Origin of the sequence: Sphingobium sp., from assembly GCF_032153725.1 — a bacterium.
GTDB lineage: Bacteria > Pseudomonadota > Alphaproteobacteria > Sphingomonadales > Sphingomonadaceae > Sphingobium.
In genome coordinates this window covers 1-15,619 of record NZ_JALDYQ010000095.1, presented here as the reverse complement: position 1 = coordinate 15,619, position 15,619 = coordinate 1, and the positions used below count along the sequence as shown (strand labels likewise).

Sequence of the window (15,619 nt, the reverse complement as noted above, 5' to 3'; positions counted from 1 at the left end):
GCTTTTTCGGCTCGTCACCTCCTGAATGTCGATCCGCCCCAGTGGATTGATTGTGACATTTGCATCCCGCCAGCCGGATAGCACGGTCGCAAATGTCAGAATCGGACCACCAGCCGCCCCCTCGCATTATCCGGCATCCCTGCCTATAATCGCTCCATGACCGAATATATGACGATGACGGCGGACGCGCCGGTTTCCCGCTCGACCGCGATCAAGCTCTATGACGCGGCCGGTTTCGAAGGCATGCGCAAGGCCGGGCGGCTGGCGGCGGAAATCCTGGACGCGCTGGTGCCGCATGTGGTGCCCGGCGTCACCACCGGGGAACTGGACGACATCGTCCGCCGCATGACGCTGGACGGCGGCGGGGTCCCGGCGACTCTGGGCTATCGCGGCTATACCCACAGCTGCTGCATCTCGCTCAACAATGTCATCTGCCACGGCATTCCGGGCGACCAGAAGCTGAAGGACGGCGATATCCTGAATATCGACGTGACCCCGCTGGTCGACGGCTGGCACGGCGACACGAGCCGGATGTATATTTGCGGCGAGCCTCCCATCAAGGCGCGTCGGCTGGTCGAAGTCACCTATGAATGCCTGATGCTGGGCATCGAACAGGCAAAGCCCGGCAATCATCTGGGCGATATCGGCCATGCGATCCAGCGCCACGCCGAAAAGCACCGCTATGGCGTCGTCCGCGACTTCTGCGGCCATGGCCTTGGCCGCGTATTCCACGACAGCCCGGAGGTCGTGCACATCGGCCGCCCCGGCACCGGCCCCGAACTCAAGCCCGGCATGTTCTTCACGATCGAGCCGATGATCAATATTGGCAAGCCCGGCGTGAAGATGCTGGAGGACGGCTGGACGGCCGTGACCCGCGACCGCACCCTTTCCGCCCAGTTCGAGCACAGCATCGGCATCACCGAAACCGGTTGCGAGATATTCACCAAAAGCCCGGCCGGCCTCGACGCGCCGCCTTATCGAAGCTGACCATCGCAACACTGCCCAAAAAATGGGCAGCACGTCACGATATTGCCCGGAATCCGGGCAATATGGACAAAAGTTGTTGCATCGCAGAAAGCAGATTTGGCGATTCGCCATTTGGCACGGGAATTGATTGGGAAGAGAGGCGGCGCTTGCCTTCGGGGGGCATGATGATCGTCACTCGAAGGGAAATGAAGGGCGGGGTCGCACCCGCCGTTCAGCGCGCGTTTGATTGGGATATCTGAAGATGAAGAAGATCGAAGCGATCATCAAGCCGTTCAAGCTCGACGAAGTGAAGGAAGCGCTTCACGAAGTCGGCGTTTCGGGCATCACCGTCACCGAAGCCAAGGGATTCGGCCGCCAGAAGGGCCATACCGAACTTTATCGCGGCGCCGAATATGTCGTCGACTTCCTGCCCAAGGTGAAGCTGGAGGTCATCGTCGAGGACGGTATGGCCGAACGCGTCGTCGAAGCGATCGCCGCCGCCGCGCAGACCGGCCGCATCGGCGACGGCAAGATTTTCATTTCCAACATCGAAGGCGCGGTGCGCATCCGCACCGGTGAGCGCGACAGCGACGCCATCTGATTATTCCACCAGGTTCTCGCCGGCTTACAGGGGCTGATTTCCAGGAGCCTTGGCGGACGCACATCAACCGACCCCTTCGGGGGGGTATTTTTGAAAGAAGGGCAAGTTCACATGGCCAACACGCCTAAAGACATCCTGAAGATGATCGAAGAAAAGGAGATCGAATGGGTCGATGTCCGTTTCACCGATCCCAAGGGCAAGTGGCAGCACCTGACCATGGTCGCTTCGGTGCTGGGCGAGGATGAGCTGACCCAGGGCCTGATGTTCGACGGTTCGTCGATCGAAGGTTGGAAGGCGATCAACGAATCGGACATGATCCTGAAGCCGGACCTCGACGCCGTTTACGTCGATCCGTTCAGCGCCACCCCGATGCTGATCCTCTTCTGCGACATCGTGGAACCCGACACCGGCGAACTCTACACCCGCGACCCGCGTTCGACCGCGAAGCGCGCCGAAGCCTTCGTCAAGTCGGCCGGTTTCGGCGACACCGTCTATGTCGGCCCGGAAGCCGAATTCTTCATGTTTGACGATGTCCGCTTCAACTCGGACTATAATGAGTCCTTCTTCAAGATCGACGACATCGAACTGCCGACCAACACCGGCAAGGAATATGAAGGCGGCAACCTCGCCCACCGTCCGCGCGCCAAGGGCGGCTATTTCCCCGTCGCGCCGGTCGATCCCTGCACCGACATCCGCGCCGAAATGGTTTCGACCATGCTCGAAATGGGCCTGCCCTGCGACAAGCACCACCATGAAGTGGCCGCTGCCCAGCACGAACTCGGCCTGACCTTCGGCACGCTGGTCCAGACCGCCGACCGCATGCAGATCTACAAATATGTCGTGCAGATGGTCGCCCAGGCCTATGGCAAGACCGCGACCTTCATGCCGAAGCCGATCGCGCAGGACAATGGTTCGGGCATGCACACCCACATGTCGATCTGGGACGGCGGCAAGCCGCTCTTCGCGGGCGAAGGCTATGCCGGCCTGTCGGACATGTGCCTCTACTTCATCGGCGGCGTCATCAAGCACGCCAAGGCTCTCAATGCCTTCACCAACCCGACCACCAACAGCTACAAGCGTCTGGTGCCGGGCTTCGAAGCCCCGGTTCTGCTGGCCTATTCGGCCCGCAACCGTTCGGCCTCCTGCCGTATCCCCTACGGCGCGGGCGCCAAGGCGAAGCGCGTCGAATTCCGCTTCCCCGACGCGATGGCCAACCCCTATCTCTGCTACTCGGCGCTGCTGATGGCTGGCCTCGACGGCATTGAGAACAAGATTCATCCGGGCGCCGCGATGGACAAGAACCTCTATGACCTGCCGCCGGAAGAGCTGAGCCAGGTGCCGACCGTCTGCGGTTCGCTGCGTGAAGCGCTGAACTCGCTGGCCGCCGACCACGACTTCCTGCTGAAGGGCGACGTGTTCACCAAGGACCAGATCGAGGCTTATCTCGAACTGAAGTGGCCCGAAGTGTACCGTTGGGAAATGGCCCCTTCGCCGGTCGAATTCGACATGTATTACAGCGCCTGATCTTTTCGGGACTGCATGGAAAAAGGGCCCGGTCGCTTGAGGCGGCCGGGCCTTTTTTTGTCCAACCGGAACAGAATGGGTGGAGAGCGGATGGTCGGCTTAGCCGCGCGTTCCTTGAAGCGCACCGTGTTCCTGCGCAGGCAGGAACCCAGTCCCGCCCTCACCTCATCACTGCAACGTCTGAACTGGGCTCCTGCCTGCGCAGGAGCACGTTTCGCTTAATGACCAGTATTGGCCAAAACCGGCCATCCCTCACACTATGCAAAATCGCACTCTTCGAAATGGGGATGGCTGGCAGGAAAAAAATCAGAAAATAGCTCTTTCCACGCGTCCATAATGTTCACTTATGTCACCCAAATCCGACGGGCATAGCATTTGCGAACTGGTCGCCGTCGCTTAACGCCCGTCCGGAATGGACGCACCGAACAGCAGCACAGGCTCACCCGCAGGCGACAGCGCGATCTCGCCCCCGGCGCTGGTCACCAGAGCCCGAACCATCCATGCCGCCGATGTCCGCGAAGCCAGCCCCTCCAGCGGCAAAGTCCCTGCCAGCGCCGCGCGCAGATCGGGATCGAGCACCAGCTTCGGCCCTTCCGCCCGCACCACGATCTCCGTCACGCCGGGCCGCCGCTCTGCACCAATGTCCAGCTGCCCGCCGCGCACCAGCGCATCCCCGGCAATCAGCGCCAGATTCAGCAGCACCTTCGCCGGCAGCTTGTCGAGCATGTCCTCCTCGACCAGCCAGCCGATCCTGACCCGGCCCGTGGCGGCGAACATGCCCTCGATCGCCACCCGCGCCTCATGCGTCGGCACCGCATCGCCAAAACCACCCGCCGAGCCAAAGGCCAGCCGGAAGAATTTGAGCTTGTTGGCCGAAGTCTTGGCGCTGTCCGCCAGCAGGTCCAGGCAGCGCTGCCGCATTTCCGGGTCCGTCTCATCCGCCATCAACTCAAGCCCGTTATTGAGCGCGCCCACGGGGCTGAGCAGATCATGGCACAGCCGCGAACAGAGCAGGCTGGCAAATTCGATGCTGTCGGTCGGATTGGTCATGAAGTTTTGCTGCCGCCGGAGAAGAATTCAGGAAAGGAATGAATGGCTAATGCGCTGCCCTGCCGCATGATGCAAGCCCGGCTGGCCGCCTTTCGCTCACAAGATATCGAGCAAAGCCTCAACAAATCGTGCATTTTCATCTTCCCCCGTCGCGACCCAGAGCCGCGCCGCGCCACCCCCGACGATCAGCCACAGGCTGCCATCCGCCATGGCACAGGCGGCGTCGGTGGCCGAAGGAACCGCCACACCACCGGGATGCGAATGATAATGGCCGATGATCCGCGCCCCGCCCCCGCGCGCCGCCCGATACGCCGCGATCAGCACCGCCGGGTCCAGTTCGAAATGCCGCGCCGGATCGGCCGCGACATTCGCGGCGGGCCGGATCGCCCTGATCCGCCTGCCCTCGCCCAAAAGCAGCCCGCAGACCTCATTCCCATCCGCCGCCGCTTCGGACATGATTTGTTCCAGAATGCCCCTTGAAATCCTGACCTTCATTCCTACTTTCCTACGCAATGAATTCGGGGGTTTCCATCATTGAAGCGACGATAAGCGAGGCGCAGGACGGCATGCGGCTCGACAAGGCGCTTGCCGAACTGGTGCCCGACCTGTCGCGCGAACGGCTGAAGGCGCTGATCGTCGAGGGACAGGTGACGACGTCGGGCCGCTCATCGACCCCTTCCATGAAGGTCGCGGCCGGGCAAGCCTTCGCCATCACCCTCCCCCCTCCGGTAGAGGCAGAGGCGGTGGCGCAGGACATTCCGCTCGCCATCGTCCACGAAGACCCCGACCTGATCGTCATCGACAAACCGGCCGGCCTCGTCGTTCATCCGGCGGCAGGCAATCTGGACGGCACGCTCGTCAATGCGCTGCTCCATCATTGCCAGGGCCAGCTGTCCGGCATTGGCGGCGTGGCGCGCCCCGGCATCGTTCATCGCATCGACAAGGATACTTCCGGCCTGTTGGTCGTTGCCAAGTCAGACCGTGCCCATGAAGGGCTGGCGCAGCAGTTCGCGGCGCATTCCATCGACCGGCTCTACGCCGCGATCGTCTACGGCGTGCCTCATCCCGCCGCAGGCATGATCGACGCGTGGGTCGGCCGGTCCGTCGCCGATCGAAAGAAAATGGCCGTTCATCGGGAAGGACGCGGCAAACATGCCGTGACCCATTACCGCACGTTGCAGAAGCTGCGGGGAGCGGCTCTTGTCGAATGCAGGCTGGAAACCGGGCGGACGCATCAGGTCCGCGTCCATATGGCGCATCTGGGACACCCCTTGATCGGGGACCCGGTTTACGGTAGAGAAAGAAAAGGTTTCAAATCGATACTGGAAACGCTGGGTTTCAAACGGCAGGCATTGCACGCGAAAAGGCTTGGGTTCATACATCCTGTAACGGGTGAGGCCCTCTGCTTCGACAGTCCAATCCCTGCGGACATGCAGGAACTGTTAAGCGAGCTTCACGTATAGATTTGGATAAGTTTGCGACGGCGCCTTGGACGCCTCTTCTGGGTCCCGCCGCGCATGAAAGGGAAAGGTGACGACATGGCCGGAAAGACCAATGTCCCCGCGGTTCCTGCGCTGGGCGGTGAAGCCAGCCTCAACCGCTATCTGTCGGAAATCCGCAAATTTCCGATCCTGGCGCCCGAGCAGGAATATATGCTCGCGAAGCGCTATGCCGAGCATGCGGATTCCGAAGCCGCGGCCCAGCTCGTGACCTCGCATCTGCGCCTGGTGGCGAAGATCGCCATGGGTTATCGCGGCTATGGCCTGCCGGTCAGCGAGCTGATCAGCGAAGGCAATATCGGCCTGATGCAGGGCGTGAAGAAATTCGAGCCGGATCGCGGCTTCCGCCTGGCGACCTACGCCATGTGGTGGATTCGCGCGTCGATCCAGGAATTCATCCTGCGGTCCTGGAGCCTTGTGAAGATGGGCACGACCGCCGCGCAGAAGAAGCTGTTCTTCAACCTGCGCCGGATGAAGAACAATATCGAAGCGTTCGAGGATGGCGACCTGCATCCCGATGACGTGGCCAAGATCGCGACCGATCTGGGCGTCACGCAGGAAGATGTGATCTCCATGAACCGCCGCATGGCGATGGGCGGCGACACGTCGCTCAACGTGCCAATGCGCGAGGATGGCGAGGGTCAGTGGCAGGATTGGCTGGCCGACACCGATCCGTTGCAGGATGAACGCGTCGCCGACCGGCAGGAAAGCGAACTGCGCCACGACATGCTGGTCGAGGCGATGGACGACCTCAACGACCGCGAAAAGCACATATTGGCCGAACGCCGTCTGGCCGAAGAGCCCAAGACGCTGGAGGAACTCTCCCAGGTCTATGGCGTCAGCCGCGAACGCGTTCGCCAGATCGAGGTCCGCGCCTTCGAAAAGCTGCAAAAGGCGATGATGCGGATCGCAGGCGACAAGCTGGGCAAGATCACCCGCCTCGCCACCGCCTGATCCGAACCAGAGCGAAAAGAAACAGCCCCGGAGCGATCCGGGGCTTTTTTTTCGTGCCGGGGGGCCACCGAAGCCCGCCTGCCGATTTTCTCCTGTCCTACAGCCCCTGACCAGCGCTATGCCGCCAGCGGCTCTTTCAAACCGTAAACCGCAAGACACAGGAGTTTTTCGATAAACCAGTGTCCTGACGTATCTCCATCGCGTCACCTGTGTCACCCAAATCCGCCGGCAAGGGAGGACTTGAACCGTGCGGGGATCGCGCTACCACGGCGGCATGACCGCAAGAAAGTCCGCATCCTCCCACCGTCGTTCCCGCTGGCTCCGCATCGCTCTCAATATCCTCGGCGGTTTCGTGGCGCTCTCGCTTCTGATGGTGGTGATCTACCGCTTCGTGCCGCCGCCGGTGACATGGACGATGCTGTTCGATTCCCATGGCATCACCAAGGACTGGATGAGTCTGGACGAGATGGACCCGGACATGCCCCGCGCCGCCATCGCAGCGGAGGACAGCCGCTTTTGCAGCCATCACGGCTTCGACGCCGTCGCCATCGCCCAGGCCATGCGTCACAATGCCAGCGGCGGCCGCATCCGCGGCGGCTCCACGATCAGCCAGCAGACGGCGAAGAACGTCTTCCTCTTCCAGGGCGGCGGCTTCCTGCGCAAAGGGCTCGAAGCCTGGTTCACCCTCCTCATCGAAGCGATCTGGGGCAAGCGCCGGATCATGGAAGTCTATCTCAACGTCGCGGAAACGGGCATCGGCACCTATGGCGCGCAGGCCGGCGCGATCCGCTATTTCCACCACGGCGCGCAGCATCTGACCCGCGCCGAAGCCGCCCGCCTCGCCGCCGTCCTGCCGCTCCCCAAGAAGCGCGAAGCCATCGCCCCCCACGGCTTCACCCGCCGCTACGGCAACAGCATCACCTCCCGCATCGGCATCGTCCAGCGCGACGGCCTCGACAGCTGCCTGAAATAAGGAAAGGGCGCGAACGAACGCCGCGTCCTTCCCATGATGACCAGCGCCTGGAGCAGGCTGCGTTAAATCTGACGCATGCCCCGTGCTCCAATTCCTTGTTTTCGTATCGTTTCAGGCGCAAAATCGGTTCCCACTTTTGCGCACGATGCTCTAGAAACCGACGACAACCGATCCGATGAAGGTCCGTGGCGCACCGATCTGGGCAAAGGTGATGCTGGTGTTGGACAGCGTACCGTCGAACCCGCCGACATAGAATTTGTCGAACAGGTTGGTGACGTTCAGCTGGATCGCCACGCCCGGCGCACCGAACTTCTCCAGCGAATAACGCGCGTCCAGATCAACCACCGTATAGGCGGGAGCCTTGGCGCCATAAACCTGGGTCAGCGCCCCGTTGATGGTCTGATAGACCGGCAGATTCTGGTCGTTCACGTAACGCGGACCGGTACGCTTGGCCTGAATGCCCAGACGGAAGCCCTCAATCTCACCCTGCACACGACCACCCAGCGTATAGACCGGCGCGCCCGATTCCCGCTTGCCCGCCGTCTGACCGACCGTGGAGGCGTCCAGTTGGACGTCGTCCTTGATCTCCGACTTCAGGTAGGACCCGAATGCATAGAACATCAGCTCCGGGATCGGCTGATAGGTCACGCTGCCATCGACGCCATATTTGTCGACCCGGCCGAGATTGCGATAGATGGTGACGTTGAGGTCGCGATCATAGGCCTGCGCCAGACGGTTGTGGTAGATGGTGTACCAACCCGAAAGCTGCGCCTGGAGCGTGCTGGTGCGATATCGGACACCCAGATCGAAGTTATCCGTGGTTTCCGGGCTGGGGTTGGCGCCTTCCGTACCCGGGGCATAGAAGAAGCTGTTGTACAGATTGTCCGTGCCCGGCACCTGCAAGCCCTTCGAATAATTGACGAACAGGCTGGCCGCGCCACTCAGATCGAACACCACGCCCGCGTTCGGCAGCAGCTTGTCATATTTGAACACCCGTCGCTGCGGCCCCTGAATGGCCGGATTGGCCGCCGCATAGGCAGCCGATGCCGCATCGTCGCCAAAGCAACGCAGATTGCCGCCCGCCGTGGCGGTGAAACAATAATTGTTAAGGTCGCGCTTGAAGAAAGGCGCACGCAGGCCGAGGTTGACGGTGAACGCATCGAACTCGCCGCGATATTCGCCCGAAAACTGATGCAGGATTGCATAGGACAGGCGATTGCGCTTCTCGACCAGATCGCCATTCACGTCCGCAATCGGATCATCGATCGCGAAATATTCCGAACCGAAGCCATCGGTGCGCAGATAGGCCGCTTCGCCGGTCTGGCGATGACGACCGCGATCATAGCTATATGCCACGCGGATCGTATTGTGATCGTTGATGTCGTAGCGCAGCGAGGCGATCAGGCCATAGCGATGCGTCTGCGTCTGGCTGGGCGTCAACAGACGGATGGTATCCAGCGTATCGCCGTCGCCATTCAGGTCACGCCCAAAATAATATTGCGTGGCGCTCGACGAACCCTGGATGAAACCAACCTGCCCCGCCAGGCCCGAACTGGCCGGGGTGCGGCCTTCCGAAGCGATGCTGGTGCCGCCGCCATTGGCCTTGGTATATTGATAGCTCGGATCGACCGTCAGGATCAGCCCATCGGCCAGCGTGAAGCGCGAATTGATGCGGATATTGCCGGTGTCGGACGGGTTGTAGCGATATTCATAGTCCGAGCCGCACGCGCTCGCGACGTCCGCCGCGCCCGCAACGGGGTTCGGAATGATGCAGCGCGCGGTTTCGTAGAAGCGCTCATCCTTGCTCGTCGGGAAGCGGTTGGCGCTGGAACTGCCGACGACACGGCCGCCATCGACGCGCAGCGGCACCGAGCCGAAGAAATTGTTGCGGTTCTCATTATAATGGCCGGCCAGTGAGATGAAGTCGCCATTGCTGCCGATCGGCTGATAGATTTTGGCGTTATACTGCTGCTTGTCGATCTCGCCAATGCCGCCATAAATGGCATCATTGGTCGCGCGACTGGCCGAGAAGAAGGCGCGCGTGCCCCAAGGGGTGAAGTTGCCGGTCTGGACCATGCCGAACAGGCGGAAGAAGCTGAAATCACCGACCGAAGCGATCATCTTCGCGCCGAATTCCTCGCTCGGCGTGATCGAGCGGTAGTTGACGGTCGAACCGGTCGCCGCCGCTGTCGGGCTGTCGACGTCCGTGGTACCCAGATTGACGTTCACCTGCTCGATGATTTCCGGGTCGAGCTGCTGGTTCGAATAGAGCGCATAACCACCCGTGTCGTTCAGCGGCAGGCCATCGAAGGTCTGCGAAATGCGGCTGTCGTCGAAACCGCGGATGGTCAGCGTACCGCCAGCCGAACCAAAGGGATCGTTGTTCTGGAAGCTGACGCCCGGCAGCTGGTTGATGACTTCGTTAATGCTCTGGCCCGGCGTCTGCGCCTGGATGAACTCGGCGCCCAGAACCGCCTTGGCCTTGCTGGTGTCCGGCAGGAGCACCCCGGCAACGCCCTTGTCGACGGTCGCACCGGTGACGACGATTTCATTTTCAAAGTCGATCGAGCCGGTCGACTGCGCGAACGCAGCGGTGGGTGCAGCCACGGCGAACACCGCGACGATGGGCGCCGCGCTACACATAAGAAGCTGTTTCATATGAACATTGTCCCTTTGAAAATTTGGCGCGTCGCGCCCGCTCTGTTTTGCTCTGTTGAGCTGGCGCCGCCTGTGGCGGCCGATGGCGACGGTCCTGTGATGCTCTGATTGCAGTTTTACGACAATATAATAGCAATCAGGTGACGACCGCTCCTACTCCGGCAAAGTCTTGCCCGGGAGGCTCGAAAATCGTCTTTTAAATAACTGATTTTTAGCGATTTTTTTGGAATTCGCCTCACTGTTGGACAGTGGTGCAATTTTGCAACGCAGCAGGAATTTTTGTGCGGTTGCGTTCAAGACAAATGAAAGGGGGCCGGCGAAACATCGCCGACCCCCCATATTTCAAACTGTTGAGGCTTCGAATCAGGCCGCGTCTTCGGCCCGCTTGTCCTTCTCGCTGAAGACCCGAATCGGTTCCTTGCTGCCCGCCACCACGTCCTTGTCGACCACCACCTCACCAACGCCTTCCATTGAGGGCAGGTCGAACATGGTGTCGAGCAGGATCGCCTCCAGGATCGATCGCAGGCCGCGGGCACCGGTCTTGCGCTCGATCGCCTTCCTGGCAATCGCGGTCAGCGCATCGTCGGTGAAACTGAGTTCGACATTCTCCATGTCGAACAGCTTGGCATATTGTTTCACCAACGCATTCTTCGGCTCGATCAGGATCTTGACCAGCGCGGCCACGTCCAGATCCTCCAGCGTCGCGATCACCGGCAAACGGCCGACAAATTCGGGGATCAGGCCGAATTTCAGCAGATCTTCCGGCTCGCTCTGACGCAGCAACTCGCCGGTCTTGCGCTCCTCTGGCGCCGCGACATGCGCGCCGAAGCCGATCGACTTGGCTTCCAGACGGTCGCCGATGATCTTTTCCAGACCCGCGAATGCACCGCCGCAGATGAAGAGGATGTTGGTCGTGTCGACCTGCAAGAACTCCTGCTGCGGATGTTTGCGGCCACCCTGTGGCGGAACCGAAGCGGTGGTGCCCTCCATCAGCTTGAGCAGCGCCTGCTGCACCCCTTCGCCCGACACATCGCGGGTGATGGAGGGGTTTTCCGCCTTACGACTGATCTTGTCGATTTCGTCGATATAGACGATCCCGCGCTGTGCCTTCTCGACATTATAGTCGGATGCCTGGAGCAGCTTGAGGATGATGTTCTCGACATCCTCGCCGACATAGCCCGCCTCGGTCAGCGTGGTCGCGTCGGCCATGGTGAAGGGCACATCGAATGTCTTGGCCAGAGTCTGCGCCAGCAGCGTCTTGCCGCAACCAGTCGGGCCAACCAGCAGGATGTTCGACTTGGCCAGTTCCACCTCGCCCGACTTGGTGCCGTGGTTGAGGCGCTTGTAATGATTATGGACGGCGACTGACAGGACACGCTTCGCCCGGTTCTGGCCGATCACATAATCGTCCAGCACATCGCAGATTTCCTGCGGGGTCGGCACGCCGCCATCCTTCTTGCCGACAAGACCGCCCTTCGTTTCTTCGCGGATGATGTCGTTGCACAGTTCCACGCACTCATCGCAGATGAACACGGTCGGCCCCGCGATCAGCTTACGCACTTCATGCTGCGACTTGCCGCAGAAGGAGCAGTAAAGCGTGCTTTTAGAATCGGAGCCCGTAAGCTTAGTCATTCGCCAATCTCTCTTCCCTCTTTCAGGCGAACTGTCGCCTGCGACGAGGGATATGGTGGTCCTAGGATCATCCTAGACCGCGACGCGCCCGTTTCACAAGGGGAGAAAAGGGCGCGCGCGGCAAACATATGTTTTAGCCTTCTGCCGATTCCGGCGCGGCCGGACGACGATCGAACACTTCATCAACCAGACCGAACGCCTTGGCTTCCTCCGCCTCAAGGAAGGTGTCGCGGTCCATCGCCCGCTCCACTTCCTCCAGCGAACGGCCGGTATATTCGACATAAAGATTGTTCAGGCGACTGCGAATCCGCAGGATTTCCTTGGCCTGAATCTCGATGTCCGACGCCATGCCCTGCGCGCCGCCGGACGGCTGGTGCACCATGATGCGGGCGTTGGACAGCGCGATCCGCTTGCCTGGCTCACCGGCGGCGAGCAGGAAGCTGCCCATCGACGCAGCCTGACCGATGCAAACGGTGCCGACCTGCGGGCGGATATATTTCATCGTGTCGTGGATGGCCATGCCGGACGTCACCACGCCGCCCGGCGAGTTGATGTACATCCAGATGTCCTTCTTCGGATTCTCCGACTCAAGGAACAGCAGCTGGGCCACGATCAGCGAGGCCATATGATCCTCGACCTGACCGGTCACGAAGATGATCCGCTCCCGCAGAAGGCGCGAGTAAATGTCGAAGCTGCGCTCGCCCCGGTTGGACTGTTCGATAACGATGGGGACCAGAGCGGCCATGGGATCGGTCATGATATCGGTCATCTTGCTCTTTCAGGGTGATTGCTTTTGCCCGTCCACTACATCGGGACAAAAAGCAGACTGTTCAAGGGGGCGCGTGCAACAGGGATGAGATGGTTCAGTCGCACCGGGCAAAGTCGGACGGCGCGCGGAAGGCGAGATAGGCCAGCCGCCGCATCTCGCGCCGCCCACGCACCACGGTATCCAGGATCAGCCCGCACATGCCCGAAAGCGTGGCGAGGATCATCAGACCCGTCACCAATATGGCGGTCGGGAAGCGCGGCACAAGCCCTGTCTTCATATAGGTCAGGATCAGCGGCGCCGCGAGGATCAGCCCGCCCGCCGCCAGCAGCGCGGCGATGATCCCGAAGAACAATATCGGGCGTTCTATCCGGTACAGGGTGATGATCGTCCGCAGGATGCGCCAGCCGTCGCGATAGGTGGAAAGCTTGCTCACCGACCCTTCCGGTCGCGCGCCATAGGCGGTGACGACCTCGGCCACCGGCATGGCGAGTTCCAGCGCATGGACGCTCATTTCCGTCTCGATCTCGAACCCGGCGGACAGCACCGGAAAACTCTTCACGAAGCGCCGGGAAAAGACGCGGTAACCCGAAAGGATATCGGTGAAGCTGCGTCCGAAAAGCTGCTTCAACAGGCTCGTCAATGCCCAATTGCCGAAGCGATGCCCCTTGCGATAGGCGGCCTCCACCTCATCGCGGCGGCAACCGACAACCATGTCGAGATTATCCTCCAGCATGGCGGCGACCATCTTCGGCGCTGCGGCGGCCTCATAGGTCGCATCGCCGTCGGCCATGATATAGATGTCCGCATCCACATCCGCGAACATGCGGCGCACCACATGGCCCTTGCCCTGCTGCGCCACGCGGCGAACGATCGCCCCCGCCGCCGCCGCCAGCTCCCGGCTGCCATCCGTGCTATTATTGTCGAAGACGTAAATCTCGGCGGAAGGCAGCGCGCGGCGGAAATCCTCCACCGTCTGCACGATCGCGCCCGCTTCGTTATAGCAGGGCAGAATGACCGCGATCCGCGGGCTTGCCATCCCCTCCCCGCTTTCCACTGCCGGAAATTCCTTCATCGACCCAAAACCCTGGTAACGCCCTGCCCCCTGTCGACATGAACGGGCCTGATTAACATTTCGTCTGCCATGCCGCGGCGAAAATGAAAAGCGCCCGGGCTTCGTTGCGAAGCCGGGCGCTTATCCAGTCAGACCGAAAAGGCCTTATTCAGCCTTGGCGGCAGCCTTCTTGGCGGGGGCCTTCTTGGCCTTGGGCTTTTCCTCGGCAACGGCTTCCTCAGCCACGGCCTCGTCCTTCTTGGCGGCGGCTTTCTTCGCCGGCGCCTTCTTGGCAGGGGCTTCTTCAGCAGCAACTTCGGCCGGAGCCGCTTCTTCAGCCTCAGCAGCCTTCTTCTTCGGGGCAGCCTTCTTGGCCTTGGGCTTCTCGTCATGATCATGGTCATGACCACAGCCCGGACCATGGACGTGCGGCTTCAGATCGCCATCCTCGGCCTCGATCGCGGCTTCCAGCTCTTCGCGGCTGACAGCACGATCAGTGACTTCGGCCTTGTCGAACAGGAAGTCGACCACCTTGTCCTCATAGAGCGGCGCGCGAAGCTGGGCTGCGGCCATCGGGTCCTGACGGACATATTGCACGAAACGCTCGCGGTCCTGCGGGCCGTACTGCTGGGCCGCCTGCATGATCAGACGGTTCATTTCCTGATCCGACACGACCACGCCGTTAGCCTGACCGATTTCCGAGAGCAGCAGGCCAAGACGGACGCGACGCACCGCGATGCCGCGATAATCCTCCTTCTCCGCCTCCATCTCGGCCAGAGCCGCTTCCGGATCTTCCTCATGGCCCGCTTCATGCTGAAGCTGCGCCCAGATCTGGTTGAATTCGGCTTCCACCATGCTCGGCGGCACGTCGAAATCATGGGCAGCGGCCAGCTGATCGAGCAGCTTGCGCTTCATATAGGTGCGGGTCAGGCCGTTATGTTCCTGCTCGATCTGGCCCTTCAGCAGCTCCTTGAGCTTGTCCAGACCTTCCAGCCCCAGCGACTTGGCGAAATCATCGTCCAGCTTGGGCTTGTCGGCGTTCAGGATCGACTTGACGGTGATGTCGAAGGTCGCTTCCTTGCCGGCGAGGTGCGCCGCGCCATAATCTTCGGGGAAGGTGACGGTGATGGTCTTCTCGTCGCCCTTCTTCACGCCGGCCAGCTGCTCTTCGAAGCCCGGGATGAACTGGCCCGAGCCGATCTTCAGCTTCACGTCCTCGGCCGAACCGCCTTCAAAGGCTTCGCCGTCGATCTTGCCGACGAAATCGATGGTCAGCGTGTCGCCGTCCTTCGCCTTGTGGCTGGCGGCATGCTCTTCCAGCGCGCCCTGCTGGGTCGCGATGCGGCCGGCGGCTTCATCGACCTGCGCGTCAGCGACTTCGGCGGTCAGACGTTCCAGCTTCAGACCCTCGACGCTCGGCGCGGCGATTTCAGGCAGCACTTCCAGCGCAACCTTGACTTCCGCATCCTTGCCGAACTCGAAATTCTCGTCCAGCTCGACGGATGGCTGCATCGCCGGGCGCAGCTTCTGATCGGCGATCAGCTTCTGGATGCTGTCCTGGATCGAGCTGTTCAGAGCGTCGCGCTGCAACGATTCGCCGTGCATCTTCCTGACGAGATTGGCGGGCACCTTGCCGGGGCGGAAGCCGGGCATGCGGACCTGCGGCGCGATCGCCGCCACTTCCTTTTCCACGCGGGCGTCGATGTCCTTCGACGTGATGGTCACGGTGTAGGCGCGCTTCAGGCCCTCGTTCAACGTCTCGACAGTCTGCATCTCTTCTCTCAAACGCTTTCTTCAGCTGAATTTCGTTGGCGCCTGGCGCTGCTCCACGTTCTGGCGCACTGGTGCGGGCGAAGGGACTCGAACCCCCACATCTTGCGATACCAGAACCTAAATCTGGCGCGTCTACCAATTTCGCCACGCCCGCATCGGTCGCCGGTCG

General features: G+C 61.3%; 13 protein-coding genes and 1 tRNA gene. 6 read left to right on the top strand and 8 right to left on the bottom strand.

All coding sequences use genetic code 11. The features are described from left to right. The first annotated feature begins 156 nt into the window (after positions 1-156). The 3 genes from map (at position 157) to glnA (ending at position 3,091) form a co-directional block, all read left to right on the top strand. Positions 157-987, top strand: a complete 831-nt coding sequence (gene map / locus RUH75_RS21220; RefSeq protein ID WP_313809183.1) for a type I methionyl aminopeptidase — start codon at positions 157-159, stop codon at positions 985-987. 241 nt (positions 988-1,228) lie between these two features. After that, positions 1,229-1,567 carry a P-II family nitrogen regulator gene (locus RUH75_RS21215; protein WP_313809182.1) on the top strand — a complete coding sequence of 113 codons (339 nt, stop codon included), beginning with the start codon at positions 1,229-1,231 and terminating at the stop codon, positions 1,565-1,567. Between the two features lie 111 nt (positions 1,568-1,678). Further along, positions 1,679-3,091 carry a type I glutamate--ammonia ligase gene (glnA, locus tag RUH75_RS21210; protein WP_313809181.1) on the top strand — a complete coding sequence of 471 codons (1,413 nt, stop codon included), beginning with the start codon at positions 1,679-1,681 and terminating at the stop codon, positions 3,089-3,091. Between the two features lie 396 nt (positions 3,092-3,487). Here glnA and RUH75_RS21205 read toward each other — a convergent pair whose 3' ends face one another. Both RUH75_RS21205 and RUH75_RS21200 read right to left on the bottom strand, forming a co-directional pair. Further along, on the bottom strand, positions 3,488-4,141 hold the full coding sequence (locus RUH75_RS21205) for a histidine phosphotransferase family protein (RefSeq protein WP_313809180.1): 654 nt from the start codon (positions 4,139-4,141) through the stop codon (positions 3,488-3,490). Between the two features lie 96 nt (positions 4,142-4,237). After that, the gene (locus RUH75_RS21200) at positions 4,238-4,636 is read right to left on the bottom strand and encodes a M67 family metallopeptidase (RefSeq protein ID WP_313809179.1); all 399 of its coding nucleotides are present in this window, start codon (positions 4,634-4,636) and stop codon (positions 4,238-4,240) included. 17 nt (positions 4,637-4,653) lie between these two features. Between RUH75_RS21200 and RUH75_RS21195 the strand changes: the two genes are divergently transcribed. The 3 genes from RUH75_RS21195 to mtgA all read left to right on the top strand — a co-directional run bounded on the left by RUH75_RS21195 (position 4,654) and on the right by mtgA (position 7,567). Beyond that, positions 4,654-5,604 (top strand): RluA family pseudouridine synthase, encoded by a 951-nt coding sequence (locus RUH75_RS21195; RefSeq protein WP_313809178.1) that lies wholly within the window; start codon positions 4,654-4,656, stop codon positions 5,602-5,604. 75 nt (positions 5,605-5,679) lie between these two features. After that, complete coding sequence (gene rpoH, locus RUH75_RS21190) at positions 5,680-6,594, top strand: RNA polymerase sigma factor RpoH (RefSeq protein WP_313809184.1); 915 nt, start codon at positions 5,680-5,682, stop codon at positions 6,592-6,594. Between the two features lie 274 nt (positions 6,595-6,868). Further along, positions 6,869-7,567 (top strand): monofunctional biosynthetic peptidoglycan transglycosylase, encoded by a 699-nt coding sequence (mtgA, locus tag RUH75_RS21185; protein ID WP_313809177.1) that lies wholly within the window; start codon positions 6,869-6,871, stop codon positions 7,565-7,567. A gap of 150 nt (positions 7,568-7,717) precedes the next feature. Here mtgA and RUH75_RS21180 read toward each other — a convergent pair whose 3' ends face one another. From RUH75_RS21180 to RUH75_RS21155, 6 genes are all read right to left on the bottom strand, one after another. Continuing rightward, the gene (locus RUH75_RS21180; protein ID WP_313809176.1) at positions 7,718-10,225 is read right to left on the bottom strand and encodes a TonB-dependent receptor; all 2,508 of its coding nucleotides are present in this window, start codon (positions 10,223-10,225) and stop codon (positions 7,718-7,720) included. A gap of 363 nt (positions 10,226-10,588) precedes the next feature. Further along, positions 10,589-11,857, bottom strand: coding sequence for an ATP-dependent Clp protease ATP-binding subunit ClpX (gene clpX, locus RUH75_RS21175; RefSeq protein ID WP_313809175.1), 1,269 nt, complete (start codon positions 11,855-11,857; stop codon positions 10,589-10,591). 133 nt (positions 11,858-11,990) lie between these two features. Further along, complete coding sequence (gene clpP / locus RUH75_RS21170; RefSeq protein ID WP_313809174.1) at positions 11,991-12,626, bottom strand: ATP-dependent Clp endopeptidase proteolytic subunit ClpP; 636 nt, start codon at positions 12,624-12,626, stop codon at positions 11,991-11,993. 94 nt (positions 12,627-12,720) lie between these two features. Beyond that, a complete protein-coding gene (locus tag RUH75_RS21165) occupies positions 12,721-13,698 on the bottom strand; it encodes a glycosyltransferase family 2 protein (protein WP_313809173.1) in 978 nt (325 codons plus the stop codon). A 144-nt stretch (positions 13,699-13,842) separates the two neighbouring features. Beyond that, entirely contained in the window at positions 13,843-15,450 is a 1,608-nt protein-coding gene (gene tig / locus RUH75_RS21160; RefSeq protein WP_313809172.1) for a trigger factor, read from the bottom strand. Positions 15,451-15,519: 69 nt separating this feature from the next. Beyond that, positions 15,520-15,604 (bottom strand) — tRNA-Leu (locus tag RUH75_RS21155). Positions 15,605-15,619: the final 15 nt, after the last annotated feature.

What these genes read in the sequence shown, in the direction of transcription:
- map (WP_313809183.1), top strand. Translation starts at nt 157, where the DNA reads ATGACCGAATATATGACGATGACGGCGGACGCGCCGGTTTCCCGCTCG.
- RUH75_RS21215 (WP_313809182.1), top strand. Translation starts at nt 1,229, where the DNA reads ATGAAGAAGATCGAAGCGATCATCAAGCCGTTCAAGCTCGACGAAGTG.
- glnA (WP_313809181.1), top strand. Translation starts at nt 1,679, where the DNA reads ATGGCCAACACGCCTAAAGACATCCTGAAGATGATCGAAGAAAAGGAG.
- RUH75_RS21205 (WP_313809180.1), bottom strand. Translation starts at nt 4,141, where the DNA reads ATGACCAATCCGACCGACAGCATCGAATTTGCCAGCCTGCTCTGTTCG.
- RUH75_RS21200 (WP_313809179.1), bottom strand. Translation starts at nt 4,636, where the DNA reads ATGAAGGTCAGGATTTCAAGGGGCATTCTGGAACAAATCATGTCCGAA.
- RUH75_RS21195 (WP_313809178.1), top strand. Translation starts at nt 4,654, where the DNA reads ATGAATTCGGGGGTTTCCATCATTGAAGCGACGATAAGCGAGGCGCAG.
- rpoH (WP_313809184.1), top strand. Translation starts at nt 5,680, where the DNA reads ATGGCCGGAAAGACCAATGTCCCCGCGGTTCCTGCGCTGGGCGGTGAA.
- mtgA (WP_313809177.1), top strand. Translation starts at nt 6,869, where the DNA reads ATGACCGCAAGAAAGTCCGCATCCTCCCACCGTCGTTCCCGCTGGCTC.
- RUH75_RS21180 (WP_313809176.1), bottom strand. Translation starts at nt 10,225, where the DNA reads ATGAAACAGCTTCTTATGTGTAGCGCGGCGCCCATCGTCGCGGTGTTC.
- clpX (WP_313809175.1), bottom strand. Translation starts at nt 11,857, where the DNA reads ATGACTAAGCTTACGGGCTCCGATTCTAAAAGCACGCTTTACTGCTCC.
- clpP (WP_313809174.1), bottom strand. Translation starts at nt 12,626, where the DNA reads ATGACCGATATCATGACCGATCCCATGGCCGCTCTGGTCCCCATCGTT.
- RUH75_RS21165 (WP_313809173.1), bottom strand. Translation starts at nt 13,698, where the DNA reads ATGAAGGAATTTCCGGCAGTGGAAAGCGGGGAGGGGATGGCAAGCCCG.
- tig (WP_313809172.1), bottom strand. Translation starts at nt 15,450, where the DNA reads ATGCAGACTGTCGAGACGTTGAACGAGGGCCTGAAGCGCGCCTACACC.